Annotated in this window: 20 protein-coding genes and 2 tRNA genes; 6 read left to right on the plus strand and 16 right to left on the minus strand. The window is 31.0% G+C overall.

Annotated elements, in window-relative coordinates; translation table 11 throughout:
- Window positions 1-2: 2 nt before the first annotated feature.
- The 13 genes from ACOSP6_RS03225 to ACOSP6_RS03285 all read right to left on the minus strand — a co-directional run bounded on the left by ACOSP6_RS03225 (window position 3) and on the right by ACOSP6_RS03285 (window position 9,749).
- Window positions 3-881, minus strand: coding sequence for a phosphatidylserine decarboxylase (locus tag ACOSP6_RS03225; protein WP_422092949.1), 879 nt, complete (start codon window positions 879-881; stop codon window positions 3-5).
- Window positions 882-883: 2 nt separating this feature from the next.
- Window positions 884-2,947 (minus strand): methylmalonyl-CoA mutase, encoded by a 2,064-nt coding sequence (gene scpA / locus ACOSP6_RS03230; RefSeq protein ID WP_422092950.1) that lies wholly within the window; start codon window positions 2,945-2,947, stop codon window positions 884-886.
- Window positions 2,940-4,286: a methylmalonyl-CoA mutase subunit beta gene (locus ACOSP6_RS03235; protein ID WP_422092951.1), complete on the minus strand. Its 1,347-nt coding sequence runs from the start codon at window positions 4,284-4,286 to the stop codon at window positions 2,940-2,942. Before ACOSP6_RS03235 ends, scpA begins: the two co-directional genes overlap by 8 nt.
- Window positions 4,286-4,603, minus strand: coding sequence for an FtsB family cell division protein (locus ACOSP6_RS03240; RefSeq protein WP_422092952.1), 318 nt, complete (start codon window positions 4,601-4,603; stop codon window positions 4,286-4,288). The genes ACOSP6_RS03235 and ACOSP6_RS03240 overlap by 1 nt, the downstream gene beginning before the upstream one ends.
- A gap of 2 nt (window positions 4,604-4,605) precedes the next feature.
- A complete protein-coding gene (gene udk, locus ACOSP6_RS03245; protein WP_422093052.1) occupies window positions 4,606-5,211 on the minus strand; it encodes a uridine kinase in 606 nt (201 codons plus the stop codon).
- 88 nt (window positions 5,212-5,299) lie between these two features.
- Window positions 5,300-5,373 (minus strand) — tRNA-Thr (locus ACOSP6_RS03250).
- A 76-nt stretch (window positions 5,374-5,449) separates the two neighbouring features.
- Window positions 5,450-6,280, minus strand: a complete 831-nt coding sequence (locus tag ACOSP6_RS03255) for a universal stress protein (RefSeq protein ID WP_422092953.1) — start codon at window positions 6,278-6,280, stop codon at window positions 5,450-5,452.
- A 124-nt stretch (window positions 6,281-6,404) separates the two neighbouring features.
- Window positions 6,405-7,703, minus strand: a complete 1,299-nt coding sequence (locus ACOSP6_RS03260; RefSeq protein ID WP_422092954.1) for a cryptochrome/photolyase family protein — start codon at window positions 7,701-7,703, stop codon at window positions 6,405-6,407.
- Window positions 7,696-8,163 carry an SRPBCC family protein gene (locus ACOSP6_RS03265; RefSeq protein WP_422092955.1) on the minus strand — a complete coding sequence of 156 codons (468 nt, stop codon included), beginning with the start codon at window positions 8,161-8,163 and terminating at the stop codon, window positions 7,696-7,698. Before ACOSP6_RS03265 ends, ACOSP6_RS03260 begins: the two co-directional genes overlap by 8 nt.
- 1 nt (window position 8,164) lies before the next feature.
- Complete coding sequence (locus ACOSP6_RS03270; RefSeq protein WP_422092956.1) at window positions 8,165-8,626, minus strand: TspO/MBR family protein; 462 nt, start codon at window positions 8,624-8,626, stop codon at window positions 8,165-8,167.
- Window positions 8,623-9,096 carry a glutathione peroxidase gene (locus tag ACOSP6_RS03275; RefSeq protein WP_422092957.1) on the minus strand — a complete coding sequence of 158 codons (474 nt, stop codon included), beginning with the start codon at window positions 9,094-9,096 and terminating at the stop codon, window positions 8,623-8,625. The genes ACOSP6_RS03270 and ACOSP6_RS03275 overlap by 4 nt, the downstream gene beginning before the upstream one ends.
- 43 nt (window positions 9,097-9,139) lie before the next feature.
- Complete coding sequence (locus ACOSP6_RS03280) at window positions 9,140-9,364, minus strand: hypothetical protein (protein ID WP_422092958.1); 225 nt, start codon at window positions 9,362-9,364, stop codon at window positions 9,140-9,142.
- Window positions 9,365-9,674: 310 nt separating this feature from the next.
- Window positions 9,675-9,749 (minus strand) — tRNA-Pro (locus ACOSP6_RS03285).
- A 210-nt stretch (window positions 9,750-9,959) separates the two neighbouring features.
- Between ACOSP6_RS03285 and trxB the strand changes: the two genes are divergently transcribed.
- The 5 genes from trxB (at window position 9,960) to ACOSP6_RS03310 (ending at window position 14,234) form a co-directional block, all read left to right on the plus strand.
- A complete protein-coding gene (trxB, locus tag ACOSP6_RS03290; protein WP_422092959.1) occupies window positions 9,960-10,907 on the plus strand; it encodes a thioredoxin-disulfide reductase in 948 nt (315 codons plus the stop codon).
- 150 nt (window positions 10,908-11,057) lie between these two features.
- Entirely contained in the window at window positions 11,058-11,606 is a 549-nt protein-coding gene (locus ACOSP6_RS03295) for an RNA polymerase sigma factor (RefSeq protein ID WP_422092960.1), read from the plus strand.
- 4 nt (window positions 11,607-11,610) lie between these two features.
- Complete coding sequence (locus ACOSP6_RS03300) at window positions 11,611-12,402, plus strand: HEAT repeat domain-containing protein (RefSeq protein WP_422092961.1); 792 nt, start codon at window positions 11,611-11,613, stop codon at window positions 12,400-12,402.
- 91 nt (window positions 12,403-12,493) lie between these two features.
- Window positions 12,494-13,408, plus strand: coding sequence for a hypothetical protein (locus ACOSP6_RS03305; RefSeq protein ID WP_422092962.1), 915 nt, complete (start codon window positions 12,494-12,496; stop codon window positions 13,406-13,408).
- A 4-nt stretch (window positions 13,409-13,412) separates the two neighbouring features.
- Complete coding sequence (locus ACOSP6_RS03310) at window positions 13,413-14,234, plus strand: DUF4097 family beta strand repeat-containing protein (RefSeq protein ID WP_422092963.1); 822 nt, start codon at window positions 13,413-13,415, stop codon at window positions 14,232-14,234.
- A gap of 84 nt (window positions 14,235-14,318) precedes the next feature.
- Here the strand turns inward: ACOSP6_RS03310 and ACOSP6_RS03315 are convergent, their stop codons facing one another.
- A complete protein-coding gene (locus tag ACOSP6_RS03315; protein ID WP_422092964.1) occupies window positions 14,319-15,467 on the minus strand; it encodes a histidine decarboxylase in 1,149 nt (382 codons plus the stop codon).
- Between the two features lie 159 nt (window positions 15,468-15,626).
- Between ACOSP6_RS03315 and ACOSP6_RS03320 the strand changes: the two genes are divergently transcribed.
- On the plus strand, window positions 15,627-16,079 hold the full coding sequence (locus ACOSP6_RS03320; protein ID WP_422092965.1) for an Lrp/AsnC family transcriptional regulator: 453 nt from the start codon (window positions 15,627-15,629) through the stop codon (window positions 16,077-16,079).
- Between the two features lie 88 nt (window positions 16,080-16,167).
- On the opposite strand, the gene ACOSP6_RS03325 is transcribed toward ACOSP6_RS03320, so the two are convergent.
- Together ACOSP6_RS03325 and ACOSP6_RS03330 are read right to left on the minus strand one after the other, a co-directional pair.
- Entirely contained in the window at window positions 16,168-18,261 is a 2,094-nt protein-coding gene (locus ACOSP6_RS03325; RefSeq protein ID WP_422092966.1) for a DUF2306 domain-containing protein, read from the minus strand.
- A 148-nt stretch (window positions 18,262-18,409) separates the two neighbouring features.
- Window positions 18,410-19,156, minus strand: a complete 747-nt coding sequence (locus tag ACOSP6_RS03330) for a LytTR family transcriptional regulator DNA-binding domain-containing protein (protein ID WP_422092967.1) — start codon at window positions 19,154-19,156, stop codon at window positions 18,410-18,412.
- Between the last annotated feature and the right edge of the window lie 78 nt (window positions 19,157-19,234).

The following is a 19,234-nucleotide window of genomic DNA, read 5'->3' on the forward strand; positions in this document are numbered from 1 at the left end:
TTTTAGTTTCCTATTGTTTCACCCATTTTTACAAAGGTTTCAATTTTGTTTTTTGTATTATCTAAAATATCTGGATCGATTTTTATTTTTTCTTTATTTATCAAAATTACTACTGTAGAACCACCGAAAGCAAAATATCCCATTTCGTCACCTTTATTTACTTTTTTATCTGGATGGTAGGTTTCTATAATACTTCCAACCATAGTAGCTCCAACAGGAGCAAGAAGAATATCGCCCTTATCGTCAGTTTTTAAAATACAGTACTCTCGTTTGTTTTCACAAAAAACTCTAGTGAAATTACTGACTAAAGCATATGGAGAAACCGATAAGTAGTTTCCTTTAATTTTAGTCATACTCGTTGGTGTTCCTTCATATGGAAAATGATAACGATGGTAATCATTTGGAGCGAGTCGAAGAATTAGTAAAGATGAGTTGCTGAAAGTTGAAGCTAATTCATCGTCTTTTAAGAATTCTTGTAAAGTGAATTTTCTTCCTTTAACAAAGAAATTATGTATATCAGATATATTTTCAAAGGCCAATAACTTTCCGTCTCCCGGCGAAACAAAGCCTTGACCAACTGGTCGCGCTTCTGGTTTTAATTTTCGATAAAAGAAATCGTTAAAAGAGGTAAAATCATTTATCGATTTTTCAGCTTCGTTAATATCAATGTTTAAATCATCAACAAACTTTTGAATCTTTGAAACAGAAGAAGGTTTACTCATTTGTTTGCCGTACCACTCAGATAAAAACTTTCTTTTTACTAATGGCAAGAAAGCTAATTTTCCAAAAGGATTATTGTAAAGCATTTTTAAAAATACTTCTCCTGGTGGCGTTTCAACTTCTGTTTCTCCAGTTTGTCTATTGATGAATTTTATTTGCATAATTATTCTTCAGTACTATCAATTAAAATCTCTAACATGTCAATAGCAGCTTGAGCAATTTTTGTTCCAGGACCAAAAACTCCTACAGCTCCAGCATCAAATAAAAATTGATAATCCTGTGCGGGAATTACACCACCAACTATTACCATAATATCTTCACGGCCATAACTTTTTAGTTCTTCAATAACTTGAGGAACTAATGTTTTATGTCCAGCAGCTAATGATGAAATACCAATAATGTGTACATCATTTTCTATCGCTTGTTTTGCTGCTTCTTTTGGAGTTTGGAACAAAGGTCCAACATCAACATCAAAACCTAAATCAGCATAACCTGTTGCCACTACTTTTGCTCCACGATCATGGCCATCTTGACCTAGTTTTGCAATCATAATTCTTGGTCTGCGTCCTTCAATTTCTGAGAACTGATCAGCGAGCTCGCTTGCTTTTTTAAATAATGAATCGTCTTTTATTTCTTTACTATACACGCCAGATATGGTTTTATGAACAGCTTTATGTCTTCCGAAAACAGCTTCAAGTGCATCTGAAATTTCACCTAATGTGGCTCTGTTTCTTGCGGCATCTATCGCTAAAGCTAATAAGTTTCCATTTCCGGTTTTAGCACATTCCGTTAAAGCTTTTAAAGATATCTCTACTTTACTTGAATCTCTTTTTGCTTTTAAATTCTCAAGTCTTTCAATTTGAGATTTACGAACTGCTTCATTATCTACTTCTAAAATGTGTAAAGGATCTTCCTGTTCTAATTGGTATTTATTAACACCAACAATTACATCTTGTCCGCTATCAATTCTAGCTTGTTTAATTGCTGCGGCTTCTTCAATACGCATTTTCGGAATTCCTTTTTCAATAGCTTTCGTCATTCCGCCTAACTCTTCAGTTTCTTGAATTAGTTCCCAAGCTTTGTTGGCAATTTCCTCGGTTAATTGTTCTAGGTGATAACTTCCAGCCCAAGGATCTACAGTTTTGGTAATATGAGTTTCTTGTTGAAGATATATTTGCGTATTCCTAGCGATTCTAGCCGAGAAATCTGTTGGTAATGCAATGGCTTCATCTAATGCATTTGTGTGTAAACTTTGTGTGCCACCAAAAGCAGCAGCCATAGCTTCAATAGTAGTTCTAGCAACATTATTAAAAGGGTCTTGCTCGGTTAAACTCCAACCACTAGTTTGACAGTGAGTTCTTAAAGCTAGTGATTTGGGATTTTTAGGATTAAATTGTTTTACCAATTTCGCCCAAAGCATTCTAGCCGCGCGCATTTTAGCAATCTCTCTGAAATGATCCATTCCAATTGCCCAGAAAAAAGATAGGCGAGGAGCGAAAGTGTCAATATCCATCCCTGCTGCCAATCCAGTTTTTATGTATTCTAATCCATCTGCTAAAGTATAGGCTAATTCGATTTCAGGAGTTGCACCAGCTTCTTGCATATGATATCCTGAAATAGAAATCGAATTAAACTTAGGCATATTATTGCTGGTATATTCAAAAATATCGGCAATAATTTTCATGGATGGAGTAGGCGGGTAAATGTAAGTGTTACGCACCATAAACTCTTTTAGAATATCATTTTGTATAGTTCCTGATAACTTTTCAGGAGATACTCCTTGCTCTTCTGCGGCAATAATGTAAAATGCTAGAATAGGAAGTACAGCACCATTCATAGTCATGGAAACTGACATTTTATCTAAAGGAATCTGATCGAAAAGAACTTTCATATCCTCAATAGAGTCAATGGCAACTCCAGCTTTTCCTACATCTCCTTGCACACGTTCATGATCTGAGTCGTATCCTCTATGCGTTGCTAAATCAAAAGCAACAGATAAACCTTTTTGACCAGCAGCTAAATTTCTTCTATAAAAAGCATTACTTTCTTCAGCAGTTGAAAACCCAGCATATTGTCTAATTGTCCAAGGTCTTCTTACGTACATAGTAGAATACGGACCTCTTAAATTCGGAGCAATACCAGCCACAAAATCTTCGTGTTGTAAACTTTGATTATTCACAGATGAGCTCTTCTCAAGCTTTATATTTGATAAATTCTTTCTACTCATTTTCTAATCGTTCTTGTTCAAGTTGCTCCGCTAATCTTTTAGCGATAATAGGTTGAATTAATGTTTTTTGTGAACGTTTTTTTACGAATGGGAATAATTCCAAATCATTCTTCATTTTATCGTTGCTGTTCTGAATCTTATTAGTTCCCAATAATACTAATTCCCCTTTATCAAAAAGTTCTTGTTCTTTTTGTGCAGATTCAGAAATTTTACGTTGAATAATTCCTTCTTTAAGTTGTTTAAGGAAACCACCACCTTCTTCAATTAATTTAAAAATTTCTAGAGCCTTTTCAGCTAATTGTTCTGTTAAACTTTCGATATAATAGCTTCCATTAGCAAAATGTTGTGCATTTTCAAAACCACTTTCTTCTTTTAAAATCAATAGCTGATTTCTAGAAATTCGTTCGCCAAATTCATTTGATTTATGGAAGATTTCATCATAAGAAACGTTTGATATGGTATTTGCACCACCTAAAACTGCACTCATGCATTCTGATGTTGTTCTTAGCATATTAGTGTTGTAGTCGTATAGTGTTTTGTTTCTTAATGTAGGTTGTGCAAAAATGTGAGTTTCTTTTTCTTGAAATCCATACTCCTTCAGAAGAGCGCTCCATAGAACTCTAAATGCTCTTAATTTTGCAATTTCAAAGAAATAATTCGTTTCAACTGAAAAGTTAAAGTGAATTTTGTCGGCTATTTTTTCTCCAAAATGATTTAAATATTCGTTTGCGTGACTTAAAGCATATGCAAGTTGTTGAATTGAATTTGCCCCAGCGTTTTGATAAATAGAAGCATTAACAGCGATACAATTTTTTAGTTCTTTAAGTTCTTCTAATTTTTTGTGATCACTATTTAGATTTTCAAACCAATTTCCTGTTTTAGCTAAATTACCAATGATGTCAATATTTAAAAAGCAATTGGTTGAGTTAATATTATTGGCTAGATTTTTAGTGAAGTCAACATTCAAGAAATTTAGTTTGAAATAAACTTTGTTTGTTGATACATCAATATTTTTAATCACTTTTTTGAAGTCAAAATCTTTATCAGCAATAAATTCTATAGCATTTGCACCTCTTTTTAAAGCATCAATTGCTAGTTTATTGGCAACTATTTCATTATCTACAAAAATGGATTGACAAATAGAAAAGTTAGCACTTGGAAGTTGAGGTTTTAGAGAGGATCTGTCTTCTTTGGTATAAAAAGGTTTAACAGTTATTCCTTCATTTGTATTCCATAAAAGCGTTTCATTGTAGTCTAAACCTTTTAAATCGACTTGGATTTTTTGTTTCCAAGCTTTCTTAGAAACGCCTTCAAATTCATCAAATAAATAAGTGCTCATTATTTTTGTATAGTATCAAATTCGATTATGTAAATATCTTCATTCTTCTTTTTCATCAAATACTTTTCTCTTGCAAATCTTTCCAATTCTAAAGAATCTTGCAGATTTTTTATAGTCTGTTTATCTTCAGCAGTTTTTCTTTTATGGTATTCAATCCAAGTTTCTAAATCTTTTATTTCTTGATTGAATTCTCTGTGAGTTAGGTAAGAGTTTTCGTCAAAAAAAACCATCCAAACCACAAATACGGTTAAAATGATAACGTATATATTTGTTACCACTTTTACTACAGGTTTGTTTTGTATAGACTTTAAATTCATTATTAAAGGCGTTCGCTAATTACAGATCTTACGACATCGATGGCAACTGTGTTATAACGATCATTTGGAATAATGATATCTGCGAAATTTTTTGTTGGCTCAATAAATTCTTGATGCATAGGTTTTAAAGTATCTTGGTATCTACTTAAAACTTCGTTGATGTCTCTTCCTCTTTCAGAGATATCTCTCCTTACTCTTCGAATCAATCTTTCATCAGCATCAGCATGAACAAATACTTTAATGTCGCATAAATCACGTAATTCCTTATTGTTAAAGATAAGAATTCCTTCTACAATAATAACTTTTCTTGGATGTGTTTTTATTGTGTCTTTTGTTCTGTTATGAGTAACAAAAGAATAGACAGGTTGCTCTATAATTTCAGCATTTTTCAATTTTTTTAGATGATCTACTAACAATTCGAAATCAATAGCTCTTGGATGATCAAAATTTATTTTAGATCGTTGATCGTATGTAAGATTATCGGTAGCGTTATAGTACGAGTCTTGAGATATTACGCAAACTTCATCAGGTGGAAGTTCATTTATAATTTGATTTACTACGGTAGTTTTTCCACTTCCAGTTCCTCCTGCAATACCTATTATAAAAATGTTTTTCATTATTGTAGTTTGTGTGAGCAAATTTAGAAAAAATAGGGCATAAAAAAAGACATCATTTCTGATGTCTTAATTTGTTTTGAGCCGATAGAGGGACTCGAACCCACGACCTGCTGATTACAAATCAGCTGCTCTAGCCAGCTGAGCTATATCGGCTGTTGCTTTTAAAGCGTGGCAAATATATAATGTTTTTTGATTATGGCAAATATTTTTTTATTTTTTTTAATTTACCTTAAGATTCTATTTTAAAAGACAGCACAGGAAGGGGAGAATGATTCGCTACATCTTCTGTTATGCTACCATCAAAAAAGTGCGCTAAACCTTTTCTACCATGAGTTGCCATGGCAATTATATCGGCGTTATGATTCTTTGCGAAATTGATGATGCCTGATTCGATTGTGTAATCTGAAATATATTGTACATCTTTAATATGATCTGCACTTGTTCCTGCTTTAGAGAAGAAATCTTTTACAATTTCTCTCATTTCGGAAGAACTTTTAAATGATTTAGTTGGTGTGTTAACATAAATCATTTTCATTTTACAATTAATTGATTTAGCAAATTTTCTTGCTTTCTTATATGCTTCAATAGCGTCATTAGAAAAATCACAAGCAAATACCGCATTTTCGAAGGTTTCAATTGGCTTGTCTTTTATAACTAAAACAGGAATGTCTGAATTTCTAATAACTTTTTGAGCATTAGAGCCAATAAAGATTTCTTTAAAGCCTGTAGCGCCTTGAGATCCCATAAAAACAATATCAATATTTTCTTCTTTACATAATTCGTTTAATTCGCTGAATATTTTATAATGTTTAATGATTGGAGTAATCTTTACATCTCTCAGGTAATCTTTGTCTAAAAATTCGTTTAGTTTTTTCTCAATTATTTTAAGATAAAAAACAGTTTCTTGGGTCGTAACTGTATTCGTAACAACTGCATTTGAAATTTCAAGCATGTGTAAAACAACAAGTTCAAAGTCAAATTTTTTGGCAAAATTAGCTGCAGTAATGAGCGCGTTCTCAGATTGGGTTGAAAAATCGATAGGTACTAATACTCTTTTCATGATATTGAAATTTAGAATGTTACACCTTTATAATTTACAAAAAATTATGCGATTTTAACATAATTAGTCTTCAAACTAGTCATTATATGTAGTTAAAATAAAATAATATGATGTCTAAAGAATTTTAATTCAATGCTTCTTTATAGGTTTGTAAGCAACGTTCTCGAGCAAATTTATGATCAACAATTTCAGATGGGTAGGTTAGCTCTTGAAAGTTTGGAACCCATTTTTTGATATACTTTAGGTCTTTATCGAATTTTTTAATTTGAGTTGTTGGATTAAAAATTCTAAAATAAGGAGCAGCGTCAACACCACATCCTGCTACCCATTGCCAGTTTCCTACGTTACTTGATAATTCGAAATCGAGTAACTTTTCTGCGAAATAAGCTTCGCCCCAACGCCAATCTATTAAAAGATGTTTGCAAAGAAAGCTTCCAACTAACATTCGAACTCTGTTATGCATAAACCCAGTTTTATTCAACTCTCTCATTCCTGCATCAACTAACGGGTAACCTGTTTTACCAGAACACCATTTGTCAAATTCATCTTTGTTATTTCTCCACTTAATATTATCATACTGTGGTTTGAAAGCTTTTGTTACTGTATGAGGAAAATGCCAGAGGATTTGCATAAAGAATTCTCGCCAAATTAGTTCTTTAAGAAAAGTGATGTTGTCACTTTTACAAGCTTCATTTACAGCTTCTCTAACAGAAATAGTTCCAAACCTCAAGTGTATTCCTAATTTAGATGTACCATTAATCGCTGGAAAGTTTCTTTTTGCTTTGTATTCATCAATAAGTGTAGAATTGATTTTGTATTCAGGGATTTCAATTTTAGAGCTTGTAAATCCAATTTCTTCTAAACTTATAATTTCTTTGTTCTCTGTTTTAAAAAAGTTACTAAGAAAATCCTCTGAATTGAAAGGCTCTGAGTGCTTAGAGGTAAAATTACTTAACCATTTTTTTGAGTATGGTGTATAAACTTTATAAGGGTTTCCGTCGTCTTTGGTAATCTCATTTTTTTCGAAAATCACTTGATCTTTAAATGAATAAAAGTCAATATTATTTTCTTTTAATAAGTCTTCGATTTCCTTGTCACGTTTTAAAGCGTAAGGTTCATAATCTCGATTCGTGAAAACGGCGTTGATATCGTATTTTTGAATAAGGTTTTTATAAATATCAATTGGGGTTCCATATAAAACTTTTAAAGAACTATTGACGTTTTGAAGCTTGTTATTTATTTCTTTGAGTTGATTATAGATAAAGTTTACTCTAGCATCATCTTTCGGCAGTTTGTCGAGAATGTTTTTGTCAAAAATAAATATGGGTAATACATTGTTATTGTTCTTAAGAGCTTCAAATAACCCATGATTATCATTCAGTCTTAAATCTCTTCGAAACCAAAAAACAGTAATTTTATCCATTGAATTCTCCAAATAGTTCTATTAATTTTTTTTGTCTGTACTCAAAAATTTCGTTCAATTTAGGTTTAACTAATATTGGATGTACAAGTCTTCCTAACAAACCTAAAGGAATTTTATAGTCAATTATATCTTCCATTTCAACGCCTCCTTCAATTGGATTGATGAAATGTTTGTGATGCCATAAAGCATAAGGCCCGAAGCGTTGTTCATCCACAAAGTATTTTTTGTCCATTACGTGAGTAATTTCTGTAACCCACTTTGTTTTTATTCCTAAAACAGGAGTAACGACGTATTGGATAATTTGCCCCGGATACATTGGTTTTTCAGCTCCTGAAAGAATTTCAAACCCCATGTAGTCTGGTGTGATTGTTTTTAAATTTCGAGGACTGGATAAAAATTCCCATGCTTCATCAACTGTTATAGGTAAGTTTTGTTTCTTGTGAAGACGGTAGATTTTCATTTTAATTATGGATTAGAATATATAAATTCAGTGAAGTAGCAATACAAAGCCAAATAATATAAGGTAATAGTAATAGTCTTGCTTTTTTAATATCATTACTTAGATTGAAAAAGAAATATAAAAGTGTAACGATTAAAAGAATAAGAACTAGAACACCTAAACTAACTAGTTTTTGATTAAAGAAGATAAAGTTCCAACTTATATTTAAAACTAACTGTATTAAAAAAGTTATTTGCTCTTTTTTTGTGTTCGACTTATTAAATAAGTAGCCTAGATAAATCGAAAAGCAAATCATTATAAAGGTCCAAGCAGTTCCAAAAACCCATCCTGGTGGCGTCCATGGTGCTTTGTTTAATGATAAGTACCAATCGTCTCTTGGTCCCACTCCCATTAATAAGCTACCAATCCATAAGGCACTGAAATTAATAACTAAGAATAGAAGAATGTATTTTATTTTGTTCATGAGGTTAAGTGTTTGGTTATTTTTTTGCTCGTTGGTTTTGTTATAGAATACCAATAATCAACTAAATTACCATTCTCATCAACTAAATATTTTTGAAAATTCCATTTTACTGAGGAGCTCTTTTTTCCATTTAACTTTTTATCCGTTAAGAAAGAATATAAGGGATGCTTTTCGTTTCCTTTGACCTTTATCTTTTCGGTAATAGGAAAAAATACTCCATAGTTAATTTCACAAAACTCTTGAATTTCTTCCGAGCTTCCAGGTTCTTGAGAACCAAATTGGTTACAAGGAACTCCAATTACAACTAAATTATCTTGATAATCGTTTTGTAATTGTTGAAGCTCCTTGTACTGTGGGGTGAAACCACATTTTGAAGCTACATTTACGAATAAGATTTTCTTGCCCTCAAACTCTGAAAGATTTAATTCTTTCCCTTGAAGGTTGTTAATTTTTATTTGGTAGAAAGACATAGTTTGTGCCACTAATAAAATAGTGGAGTAGTTTAGTTAAATTTTACGCTGTTAAAGGTTTTCCTTTTAACCTTTTTTCTATACGTTGTTTTACAACAGTTAATCTTTTCATTAATTCCATTAGATTACTGTCCTTGCTTTTTTTGTATTCTTCATTAATTTCTAAGATCAAAGCCTTTGCTTCTCTTGAAGCTAAAATTCTATCACTAGTCGTGATGAATTTAAATTTTCTGTTCTCAAATTCTGTTGCTTTCTCTATTAATGTCATAACTATTCAATAATTATAAAGTTTTACCAAATCTTTGTTTGGTTATTAAATCGTAAGATTAGACGTATGTTTAGGTTAGTACTTTCATTCTATTCGCCTAATTTTGAGTCTTGGGGCAACAAATGTATATATAACTTTAATATATAGCGTTACAAAATCTATTGTTTTAGACAATATAGTGATATATTTTTCTTATATAGCACTAATTTGTTTATCAAAATTACAAAAAAAATAAACAAAACAAAATAAAAGGAGAATTATTATTTTTTAGGAATAAAAAAAGCCTCGCAAAATATTGCAAGGCTTTTAGTCGGGGTGGCAGGATTCGAACCTGCGACCTCCTGCTCCCAAAGCAGGCGCGATGACCGGGCTACGCTACACCCCGAAAAGTGTATTGTTGTAGTGTAGTTTATTTCGAGCGAAGTCGAGAAGCTACACCCCGAATTTTCGGATTGCAAATATAAATGTTTTTTTATAACAATGATTAATTTTATGAAATTATTTTAAGTTATTTCACGATTGATAAAAGATATACGTAGAAGCTTTTAGTTTTTAAAAATAAATTACATTTGTAGTTCGATTAAAATAATACCCAATGTCAAATACTGTTGAAAGAATTAAATGTTTAATAATAGGATCTGGACCAGCTGGTTATACAGCAGCTATATATGCAGCTAGGGCAGATATGAAACCTGTAATGTATACAGGAATGCAAATGGGGGGTCAATTAACAACTACTACTGAGGTTGATAATTTCCCGGGATATCCAAATGGAACGGATGGAACAGCAATGATGGAAGATTTAAAAAATCAAGCAGAGCGTTTCGGAACTGATGTTCGATTCGGAATGGTTACTAAAGTTGATTTTTCTACTGAAGTTGGAGGGATTCATAAAGTAGTTGTTGATGAAACGACTGAATTAGAAGCTGAAACAGTTATTATTTCTACAGGAGCTACAGCCAAATATTTAGGATTAGAAAGTGAGCAACGTTTAATCGGTGGAGGAGTTTCTGCTTGTGCAACTTGTGATGGTTTCTTCTATAAAGGTCAAGATGTTGTTGTTGTAGGAGCTGGAGATACTGCTGCTGAAGAAGCAACTTACTTAGCGAACATTTGTAGTAAAGTTACGATGCTAGTTCGAAAGGATTATATGAGAGCATCAAAAGCTATGCAACATAGAGTAAACAAAACAGAAAATATTGAGGTATTGTTTAATACTGAGATTGATGAGGTTTTAGGTGATAATGTTGTTGAAGGTGTTCGCGCGGTAAATAATCAAACAGGTGATAAGCATGATATTCCTGTAACTGGAGTTTTTATTGCGATTGGTCACACGCCAAACACAGAATTATTTAAAGGTGTTTTAACCATGGATGAAACTGGATACTTAATCACTGATGGTAAATCAACTAAAACAAATGTTCCAGGTGTTTTTGCAGCAGGAGATGTTCAGGATAAAGAATACCGTCAGGCGGTAACTGCGGCAGGTACTGGTTGTATGGCAGCTTTAGATGCAGAACGTTATTTAGGAGCTTTAGAATAGAGAGTTCTTAAAATAAAACATATAAAAAAAGAGATTACCTAAGTAATCTCTTTTTTTATTCCTTTTGATAAAAAAAAGAAAAAAGAATGTAACGTTTTATAAAACGTCAAGTTAGTCTGTATAGAAACAACTAATTAATACTTTAAGAAATTGAATACACTATCAGATAGTGCCTTAATGTTAAAAGTAAAAGCCGGAGAAAGTCATACGTTAGGTTTGCTTTACGAGCGATATAAAAAACGATTGTTTGGTTTTTTCTATCAAATGTGTAAAGATGCTAATTTGTCGGAAGATCTTGTTCAAAATGTATTCATAAGAGTGCTTAAATACAAACACACGTATAATGAAGAAAGTAATTTTTTGTCTTGGCTTTTTAGAATTGCTCGTAATGTTTATTATGACCAGTTTAAAGTAAACTCGAAAAATAGAACAACTGATTTGGATGAGGTTAACAATGCTTTTATTGTTGGGAATGTAGAGAGTGATATTGAGAAAAACGAAAAAGTATCATTATTAAAAGAAGCTATGAATCAACTTCCAACAAAAAAGAAAGAATTAATTGTACTGAGTAAATTAAAAGAACTAAAGTATAAAGAGTTAGGTGAGATAGTTGGTTGTTCAGAAGGAAATGCAAGAACAAGAGTACATAGAGCATTACTCGATTTGAAGCAGATTTATTTAACCCTAGAAAAGAGATAGAAAGATGAAATATATAGAGTTTAAAGAACTACTTACGGATTATGTACTTGGGAATCTATCAAATAGTAAAAACCAAGAATTGGAACTTTTCTTAAAAGAAAACCCGGGGTATTATATAGAACTTGAAGAAGCTAGTTTCTTTTTGGAGAGTATACATGACGAGATTCCTGAACCAACAACTTCAATGGATATAAAATTTTATACCATGTTGAATTCTGAAAAAGCCAAGGAGGAAAACATCTCTTTTGTCAGTAAAATTGAAAAGTTTCTTTCAGGAAATGTATTTAAGAAAGTAGCATACTCATTAACGATTCTAACTGTGGGCTTTTTCTTAGGAAAGGGATTTAATAATAAATCTGATATAGAAGTTCAGAATATTGAAAAGGTTCAGCAGGAAGCAGAAACTGTTCGATCTCAATTAGTCTTAACCTTGTTAGATCAGCCTTCAGCAAATAAGAGATTGCAAGCTGTAAGTGAAGTGAATAAACTAAATAAAGTAACAGAAACTATTTTACAAGCATTGTTCAAAACGTTGAATAATGATGAAAATGTAAATGTGAGACTTTCAGCAATTGAAGCTCTTGGTAATTACACAGAATATCCGCTTGTAAGAGAAGGATTAATAGCATCAATTTTAAAGCAAGATTCTCCATTGGTTCAAATTGCATTAGCAGATTTAATGGTGTTACTACAAGAAAAAGCTGCAATAAAATCTTTCGAAAAGATTTTAGACGAAGAAGACACAAATGAAAGTGTAAAACAAAAAATGGAAGAAAGTATTGAACGTATTATTTAAATAAGAGTCATAAAGTTTTGATGTAATTGGCAAGTCCTAGGTCGCTTTTTACTGAAAAGAAAATCAAGTCATTCATCAAAAAAGGTAAGTCATGAAAATTTTAAAAATCAATTTATTAACTATTTTAATTTGTGTTAGTAGTATTGGATACGCACAAAAGTATAGGACGGAAAAAAAATTAAAAAGCAAAGAGATAATTCAGAAAGAATTACATTTTTCAACAAATAGTTCAGATAACATTCTAGTCGTAGATAATGTATATGGATCTATTCAAGTAGAAGGGTATAACGGAACAAAAGTAATTCTTGAAGTTGTAAAACATGTGTATGCTGATTCACAAGAAGAATTAGAAAGAGGTAAACAAGAAATAGGAGTGAAGACAGCTCAAAAAGATGAAGCTATCTATGCGTATTTAAGTTCTCCTTATTCAAAGTTCGATTTAGAAACAGGATTATTTGAACATAGAGAATTCAATTTTAATTCAAGACGCAGTTATAAACATCGAAAAAAAAGATTGTATAAGTATCGATTAGATTTTAAGATTAAGATTCCAAAAAACACGAGTATCGACGTACAAGCAATTAATGATGGAGAAATTATTGTAGAAAACGTTCACGGAAAATTATTAATAGCTCATAATATAAATGGTCCGATAGATTTATATAATGTTTCTGGTAAAACAGATGTAAATGCTTTGAATAAAGATATTAATATCACATATGCTAAAAATCCTACTGAAGAAAGTTGGTATCGATCCCTAAATGGAGACATCAACGTGAAATTTAAAGATGGATTAGACGCGGCTATTAGTTATAAAACGATGAATGGGAAGTTTTACACAAACTTTGCCGTAGAGAGCACTTTACCAAAAGTTGTAAAACAAACCAAGCGAATAAAAAAGGGTACAAAATACAAAATAGATTCAAGCAAGCATTTTAAAATAGGGAATGGAAATGTGCATTTACATTTCGATCAATTAAATGGAGATGCAATCGTAAAAAAATAAAATCATGAGAAGTAGAAATTTAAAAATAGTATTGTATAGTTTGATTTTGTTAATCGGATTTAACATATCAGCGCAAGAAACAGTAAATGTTCCGTTGTCAGACCCATCAAAACCAGGATTCTTGAAAGTTAAAATTTTGAATGGAGGAATTACAGTAAAAGGAACAGATACAAAAGAAGTAATTGTGAAAGCAATTTTAAGAACAGAGAAGAAGGGTTATAAAAAAAGAAGAAAATCGAGTAAAAAACTAGAAGGCTTAAAGCGTATTTCAAATGAAGGATTAGATTTTAGTGTGAAAGAATTTAATAACGCAATCGATATTGATTCTGACAGAAACGGTATCACGGATTTTGAAATAGAAGTTCCAAGGAATTTTTCACTCAAATTATCAACTTATAACAGTGGCGACATTTATGTTGAAAACGTGAATGGACAGATGGATATTAGCAATGCCAATGGTAAAATTACCTTGAAAGATATTAGTGGAGCGGTAATAGCCGATGCATTAAATAGAGATATTACGGTAAATTTTCTAAAAGTTGATCCTGATACTCCAATGGCATTTAGTAGTTTAAATGGCGATATTGATATCACATTTCCTAAAAATATAAAAGCTGATGTTAAGATAAAATCGGAGAGAGGTGAGATATACACAGATTTTGACTTAAAGATGAAAAAGGAAAAACCAAACTTCACTAAAAGTGAATATAAAAATAGTGGTTATCGTTTAAAAATTGAAAAATGGATTTCAGGATCGATAAATGGAGGAGGACAGGAAATTCTTTTTAAGAATTACAATGGTGATGTTATTATTAGATCAAATTAGTTAATCTAAATCATAGAAAATAATAAAGCTGTAGATTTTAAATCCACAGCTTTGTTTTTTTATAAGTACAGTAAGAGTACTTTATTAGTAATAAAGCAATTCTTCTTCTAATGGAGTTGTTTCCATTTCAGCTTTTACATCTTCAATAAATAAATCAATTTGATCTTTAGTAACATTTGGCATACAAATGATATGAGTTATATCGTCTTCTGTTGCTAATTGCCATTTGTTTTTTAAGTTATCCGTTACTTTCGGGAAAACAACAGTGATAGAACCTGGATTGCTCCAAGCATTTATTCCTATATTTTGTAATTGTTGTCTGCAATAATTTGCAACTTCTAAACTATGTTGATAACGCTCTCTTAATCCTTCAACTCCCATTTTTTGAATTGCATACCATAAGAATAAAGGACTATGACCATTTCTGGATCCAGTAATTGTTGTGTCTAATGAACCTATATAAGAAATACCTTTTGATACACGATCACGCAATGAACGCTTCGTCACAATTACTCCAGCTGGAATTGGAGAACCAATAAATTTATGCCCACTTATTGAAATACTATCCGCACCATCTAAAAAATCAAACGGGCTACGAGGTTCTGCAAATGCTCCAAATGTTCCGGATAAAGCTCCGTCACAGTGTATATAATGATCTTGAATTGCTAGTTTTTTTAGGATTCCTTTAATTCTAGAAACATCATCTTTAGCTTCTTTCATTGTAGTACCATGAGTTGCTAAAATAATGGCTGGTTTATGTCTATTGAAGCGTAAAGTATCTTCTAAATCATCATAATCGATTTCTCCATTTTCTTGAGATCGAATTACAATACTCGGAATATTTAATAAATGAATATTCTTTTTTACACTATAGTGAGTAGATTCTGAATAATATACCATCGCTTTCGGATACATTTCTCTTGCAATATATAATCCGTATAAATTACTTTCAGATCCACCATTAGTAACATAACCCCAATAATCTTTTGGATTTGCTCTAAATAGTTTTGCAAAAAAATCTACAACTTCACGTTCTATTTCATGAGTATGAACTTTATAAGTGCTATCTTCAAAAGGATCTCCTAAATTGTTTATCGGATACTGTAAAAATTCATATAAAGCAGAATAATCAAAATCCTTAGATACTGGATATCCTAAGAAAGAATCTCTGGCGTTTTTTACTTTATTTAATAAGTCACCTAAACGATCATTTAAAGAAGTGTCAGTTATCATTGTGTTTTGAAATAAAATTTTCGCAAATGTATATTTTTAAAGAAATAAAAACTATGTTTATTATTAAATAAGAAAATTAATCTATTTTTGAATAGTTAAAGACTTTTTCATTCTTTTTTGATTGGGTTGAGACTAATGTTTCAGAAATATCTTCTAATTATGGATGTAGTAGACAAGAAAATAATAGACGAATTACAGCAGAATGCTAAACAAAACACCAAAGAAATCGCTACAAAAATTGGGTTATCTGTTACTCCAACTTATGAGCGAATAAAACGTCTGGAGAAAAATGGCGTGATTAAAAAGTATGTTGCTCTCGTTGATCGTGAAGTAGTTGGAAAACAGATTATAGCCTATTGTCAGATTACGTTATTCAAACACCAAAAAAGTTTGATTGATGAATTCAAACAAAAAATGTTTGATTTATCTGAAGTTATGGAGTGTCATCATGTTTCTGGAAACTTCGATTTTCTAATAAAAGTTGCTGTAAATGACATGAATAGTTTCCAGGTATTTATAAATGAAAAGTTATCCGTTGTTGAAGGAATTTCCACCATTCATAGTTCATTCGTACTAGATTCATTTAAAGAAACGACAGCGTATCCGCTATAATATCTTATTAAGACTCTTTTTATTGGAGTCTAAAAATGTCAGCTCTAGGATTTTGTTTATCTGAAAAATAATACTAGAGCTGATTATATCATTTTTTTAAAGTTTTAATCATGTTCTTAGCAGTTGGATTATCAGAGTTAAGCTGAAGTGACATTTCAAATGCTTTTAAAGCATCGTCTTTTCTGCCTAGTTTCAGCAAACTTTCACCGTAATAATTGTAAATTCTATGAGTATAATAACCGTGATTAGGATAGAGTTTTAAATTTAATTCATAAAACTTTATAGCATCTTCATCTTTGTTTTCTTCAGCTAGAGATAAAGCATATTCATTTATTAATCGTTCTGAAATAGCATATTTAGAGTCTTTATTGTACTCAGTTTTAATAAACTCTAATACTTCATTTGTTGTTTCGTCTTGAGCAAATTCAGCAATTGGTTTTCTATTCAACATTAATTTTCTCAAAATCCACCAATATTTCCATGATGGCAGTTTCGTTCTATCCGAAAGTTTCGTATGTGTTAAATAATCCAGTTTGGTTTTATGAGCAATTACAACATTTCTTTTGGGTATTACAGTAATGAATTGTCCAGATTCATCCCAAGAAGTATAAGCACCTTCAAAATCAGGATTGTCATAAAAACGTTCAAAAAGCCACCATAAATAACCATAAGATTGTTGTAATGGACTAGAAACATCTCTACCTGTTCTAGATGTAACCGAATCTTTAGATATTGCTGTTGAGGTGATTGTATTGATCCATTCTTTTGAAATTAGTTGTTTGTCGTTCCAATTTCCTTTTTGAAGTAGTAGTTGTCCAATTTTCGCCATATCTCGGGTAGAAATATGTATTTCATTTGAACCAAATTTTGATTTTTTCTTGTCATAAACAGTTTTTTGATTTTTAACATTCCAATCTTCAAATTCTAAAGGAATGGCAAGCTGATTTTCTAGTTCTTTTGCAAAGCTATTTCCAGATTTTTGTTCTAATAAATAAGAAGCAACATTGAAATCCCAGTTATTAAATTTAAAATATTCACCAGGCTCAACTTTTCCTCTTTCTCGTATTTTCTTGATTGTGTAATATTCCATCTCATTTTTCAAATACATTACACCAGAAGAGGAGGTAAGTAAATTTTTTATTGTAGCTCTTTTTTCAATAGGAAGTAAATCGTAATATTCATTAATGTTATTACTTTCAATTGTACTGTTTAAATCCAAACTGCCATTTTCAATATACTTACCAACAAGTAAACTAATAATTCCAGTTTTTGAATGACCCAAATTGTAAATTTCAGAAACATCACCATACTCATAAACTATTTTTCCGTTTTCAAGAACTATCATACTCGTGGTTTCTGATTCTTCAATAAGATATTGATTAATCTCGGAGAACTTTTCTTCAGAAAAATATGAGTTCTGGTCTATTTTTTGTTTTTCTAATGGAGTTCCTGTGAAAGAAGCGCCTTTATAAAACCAAGTTTGTACACTCGTATAAGACAACATAAAGAATAATAGAAAAACACCCACTGTTACACGTAAAATGTTTTCTACTTTATACTTGATGTAATACTTTTCCATAATTTCTTTTCTATGAATAATTAAGTAAGCAATAATGACATTTGGAATCCAACTTAGCCAAACAGAAATACCATAAGCAACTCCAAAGTTACCAATTGTTGAAATAAGAAGAGGTAACCAGAAGCGTAATGTTACCGCTGCAAATGTTCCAGCGTAGCTGTAAGTCATGTATTCTATATGAGCAGAAACATTTCCTTTTCTAATGGCGCGATATCCCAAATAAGTTGCAGTAAGCCATATTAATGAGCCAAATGTAAATCCTATTTCGGTTGGTAAACCTCCTTTAACAAAAAAACTAATATAAAATGCTACCGGCGCAGCGATAAAAATGGATGTAATATAAAGTTTACCTATAATTTTATGTAGTTTAGGGTATTTTTTCCTAATAGGTTTTATGAATTGAATCCAGCCGATTAGTAGAGAGATTCCTCCAAAAGTAATATGTATATAAAAAGCTATTTTGTAAAAAATACTATTTAATACATCTTCGGGTTTTGTAGCTAGTAAATCTATTGGACCTTCAGCTAGCACATACTTTAACGGTCTATTTATACCAATAAATAATGCTAAACTAATTAATACGATTCCAATCAATCTTTTCATTCTATTTGTGTTTTTTATGTTAAGACGATGGAAAAGTAATCTGAATAAATTGAGTAAAAATTTATAGTTTAAATTAGGGTATAAAAGAGTCTTTTTTAGGTGTAAATAAAAGGACTAGGTATAAAATATGCGTTTTTTGGTATGAAATTTATAGGTCTAGAAGATTGTTTTTATAGCTTTTTGAAACAGGAAGTTCAATTTTTGTAAGCATGATTGTATTGGCATCTTTCCAAGATTGAAAATGTGTTGGATTGATTAAATGAGAGCGGTGCACTTGTAATAAAAAACTAAACTCTGATAATAATTTTTTTAAGGAACTACGAATCAGTTTTGATTTTAAGTTGTCATCTTCCAAATAATATATTTCTACATAATTCTGAGCGTTTGATATACAAACTAAATTAGAAGGTTTTATTTTTAATATATCTAATTTATTATCACCTTTAATTGTTATTTTTTCTTCTTCGTTTTTCTGAATAAGCTTTAAGGTGTACTTTCTTGCTACAATAACAATTGGAGTGACAATTAAAATTATATTGATGATAATTTTTATTAGAAAATCATAGATATCATAAAAACCTCTAATAAATGAACTTTTATAAATTGAATAAGTTAATAGAGTGTAAGTAGTGAAGAATAATATATAAATTAGAAATTCATATAATAAAGACCACGACTTAATTACTTTGTGAATTCTGTTCTGAACAATACTTATAAAAAAGTAGCACATGAAAATTGATATACTGAACGCAGCACTAACTTTTAGCCAAATTTTCAGGTCCATATATCCGTGTTCGAATGGTCTCGCAAAGAAACCAAATAAAAAAGCCCAAATCATCAAAACAAGTGCTACTAACGTATGGTGTTCAATTGATGGGTTTAACTTTACTTTCATTTTAGTGTGTCTTAAATAGAATAAATATTGTTGGGCATGATTTAAGATAGCGCTAAAATAATTCTTTTTCATAAAAAA

The organism is Tenacibaculum sp. MEBiC06402, from assembly GCF_049239625.1.
In the GTDB taxonomy this organism is placed as follows: Bacteria; Bacteroidota; Bacteroidia; order Flavobacteriales; family Flavobacteriaceae; genus Polaribacter.

Bases quoted from the DNA above. Each gene is read 5' to 3' on its own strand.
- ACOSP6_RS03240 (WP_422092952.1), bottom strand. From the start codon at position 4,603: ATGAATTTAAAGTCTATACAAAACAAACCTGTAGTAAAAGTGGTAACA.
- ACOSP6_RS03300 (WP_422092961.1), top strand. From the start codon at position 11,611: ATGAAATATATAGAGTTTAAAGAACTACTTACGGATTATGTACTTGGG.
- ACOSP6_RS03265 (WP_422092955.1), bottom strand. From the start codon at position 8,163: ATGAAAATCTACCGTCTTCACAAGAAACAAAACTTACCTATAACAGTT.
- ACOSP6_RS03235 (WP_422092951.1), bottom strand. From the start codon at position 4,286: ATGAGCACTTATTTATTTGATGAATTTGAAGGCGTTTCTAAGAAAGCT.
- ACOSP6_RS03280 (WP_422092958.1), bottom strand. From the start codon at position 9,364: ATGACATTAATAGAGAAAGCAACAGAATTTGAGAACAGAAAATTTAAA.
- ACOSP6_RS03255 (WP_422092953.1), bottom strand. From the start codon at position 6,280: ATGAAAAGAGTATTAGTACCTATCGATTTTTCAACCCAATCTGAGAAC.
- ACOSP6_RS03330 (WP_422092967.1), bottom strand. From the start codon at position 19,156: ATGAAAGTAAAGTTAAACCCATCAATTGAACACCATACGTTAGTAGCA.
- ACOSP6_RS03275 (WP_422092957.1), bottom strand. From the start codon at position 9,096: ATGTCTTTCTACCAAATAAAAATTAACAACCTTCAAGGGAAAGAATTA.
- ACOSP6_RS03225 (WP_422092949.1), bottom strand. From the start codon at position 881: ATGCAAATAAAATTCATCAATAGACAAACTGGAGAAACAGAAGTTGAA.
- ACOSP6_RS03310 (WP_422092963.1), top strand. From the start codon at position 13,413: ATGAGAAGTAGAAATTTAAAAATAGTATTGTATAGTTTGATTTTGTTA.
- ACOSP6_RS03305 (WP_422092962.1), top strand. From the start codon at position 12,494: ATGAAAATTTTAAAAATCAATTTATTAACTATTTTAATTTGTGTTAGT.
- ACOSP6_RS03320 (WP_422092965.1), top strand. From the start codon at position 15,627: ATGGATGTAGTAGACAAGAAAATAATAGACGAATTACAGCAGAATGCT.
- ACOSP6_RS03270 (WP_422092956.1), bottom strand. From the start codon at position 8,626: ATGAACAAAATAAAATACATTCTTCTATTCTTAGTTATTAATTTCAGT.
- trxB (WP_422092959.1), top strand. From the start codon at position 9,960: ATGTCAAATACTGTTGAAAGAATTAAATGTTTAATAATAGGATCTGGA.
- scpA (WP_422092950.1), bottom strand. From the start codon at position 2,947: ATGAGTAGAAAGAATTTATCAAATATAAAGCTTGAGAAGAGCTCATCT.
- ACOSP6_RS03260 (WP_422092954.1), bottom strand. From the start codon at position 7,703: ATGGATAAAATTACTGTTTTTTGGTTTCGAAGAGATTTAAGACTGAAT.
- ACOSP6_RS03325 (WP_422092966.1), bottom strand. From the start codon at position 18,261: ATGAAAAGATTGATTGGAATCGTATTAATTAGTTTAGCATTATTTATT.
- ACOSP6_RS03315 (WP_422092964.1), bottom strand. From the start codon at position 15,467: ATGATAACTGACACTTCTTTAAATGATCGTTTAGGTGACTTATTAAAT.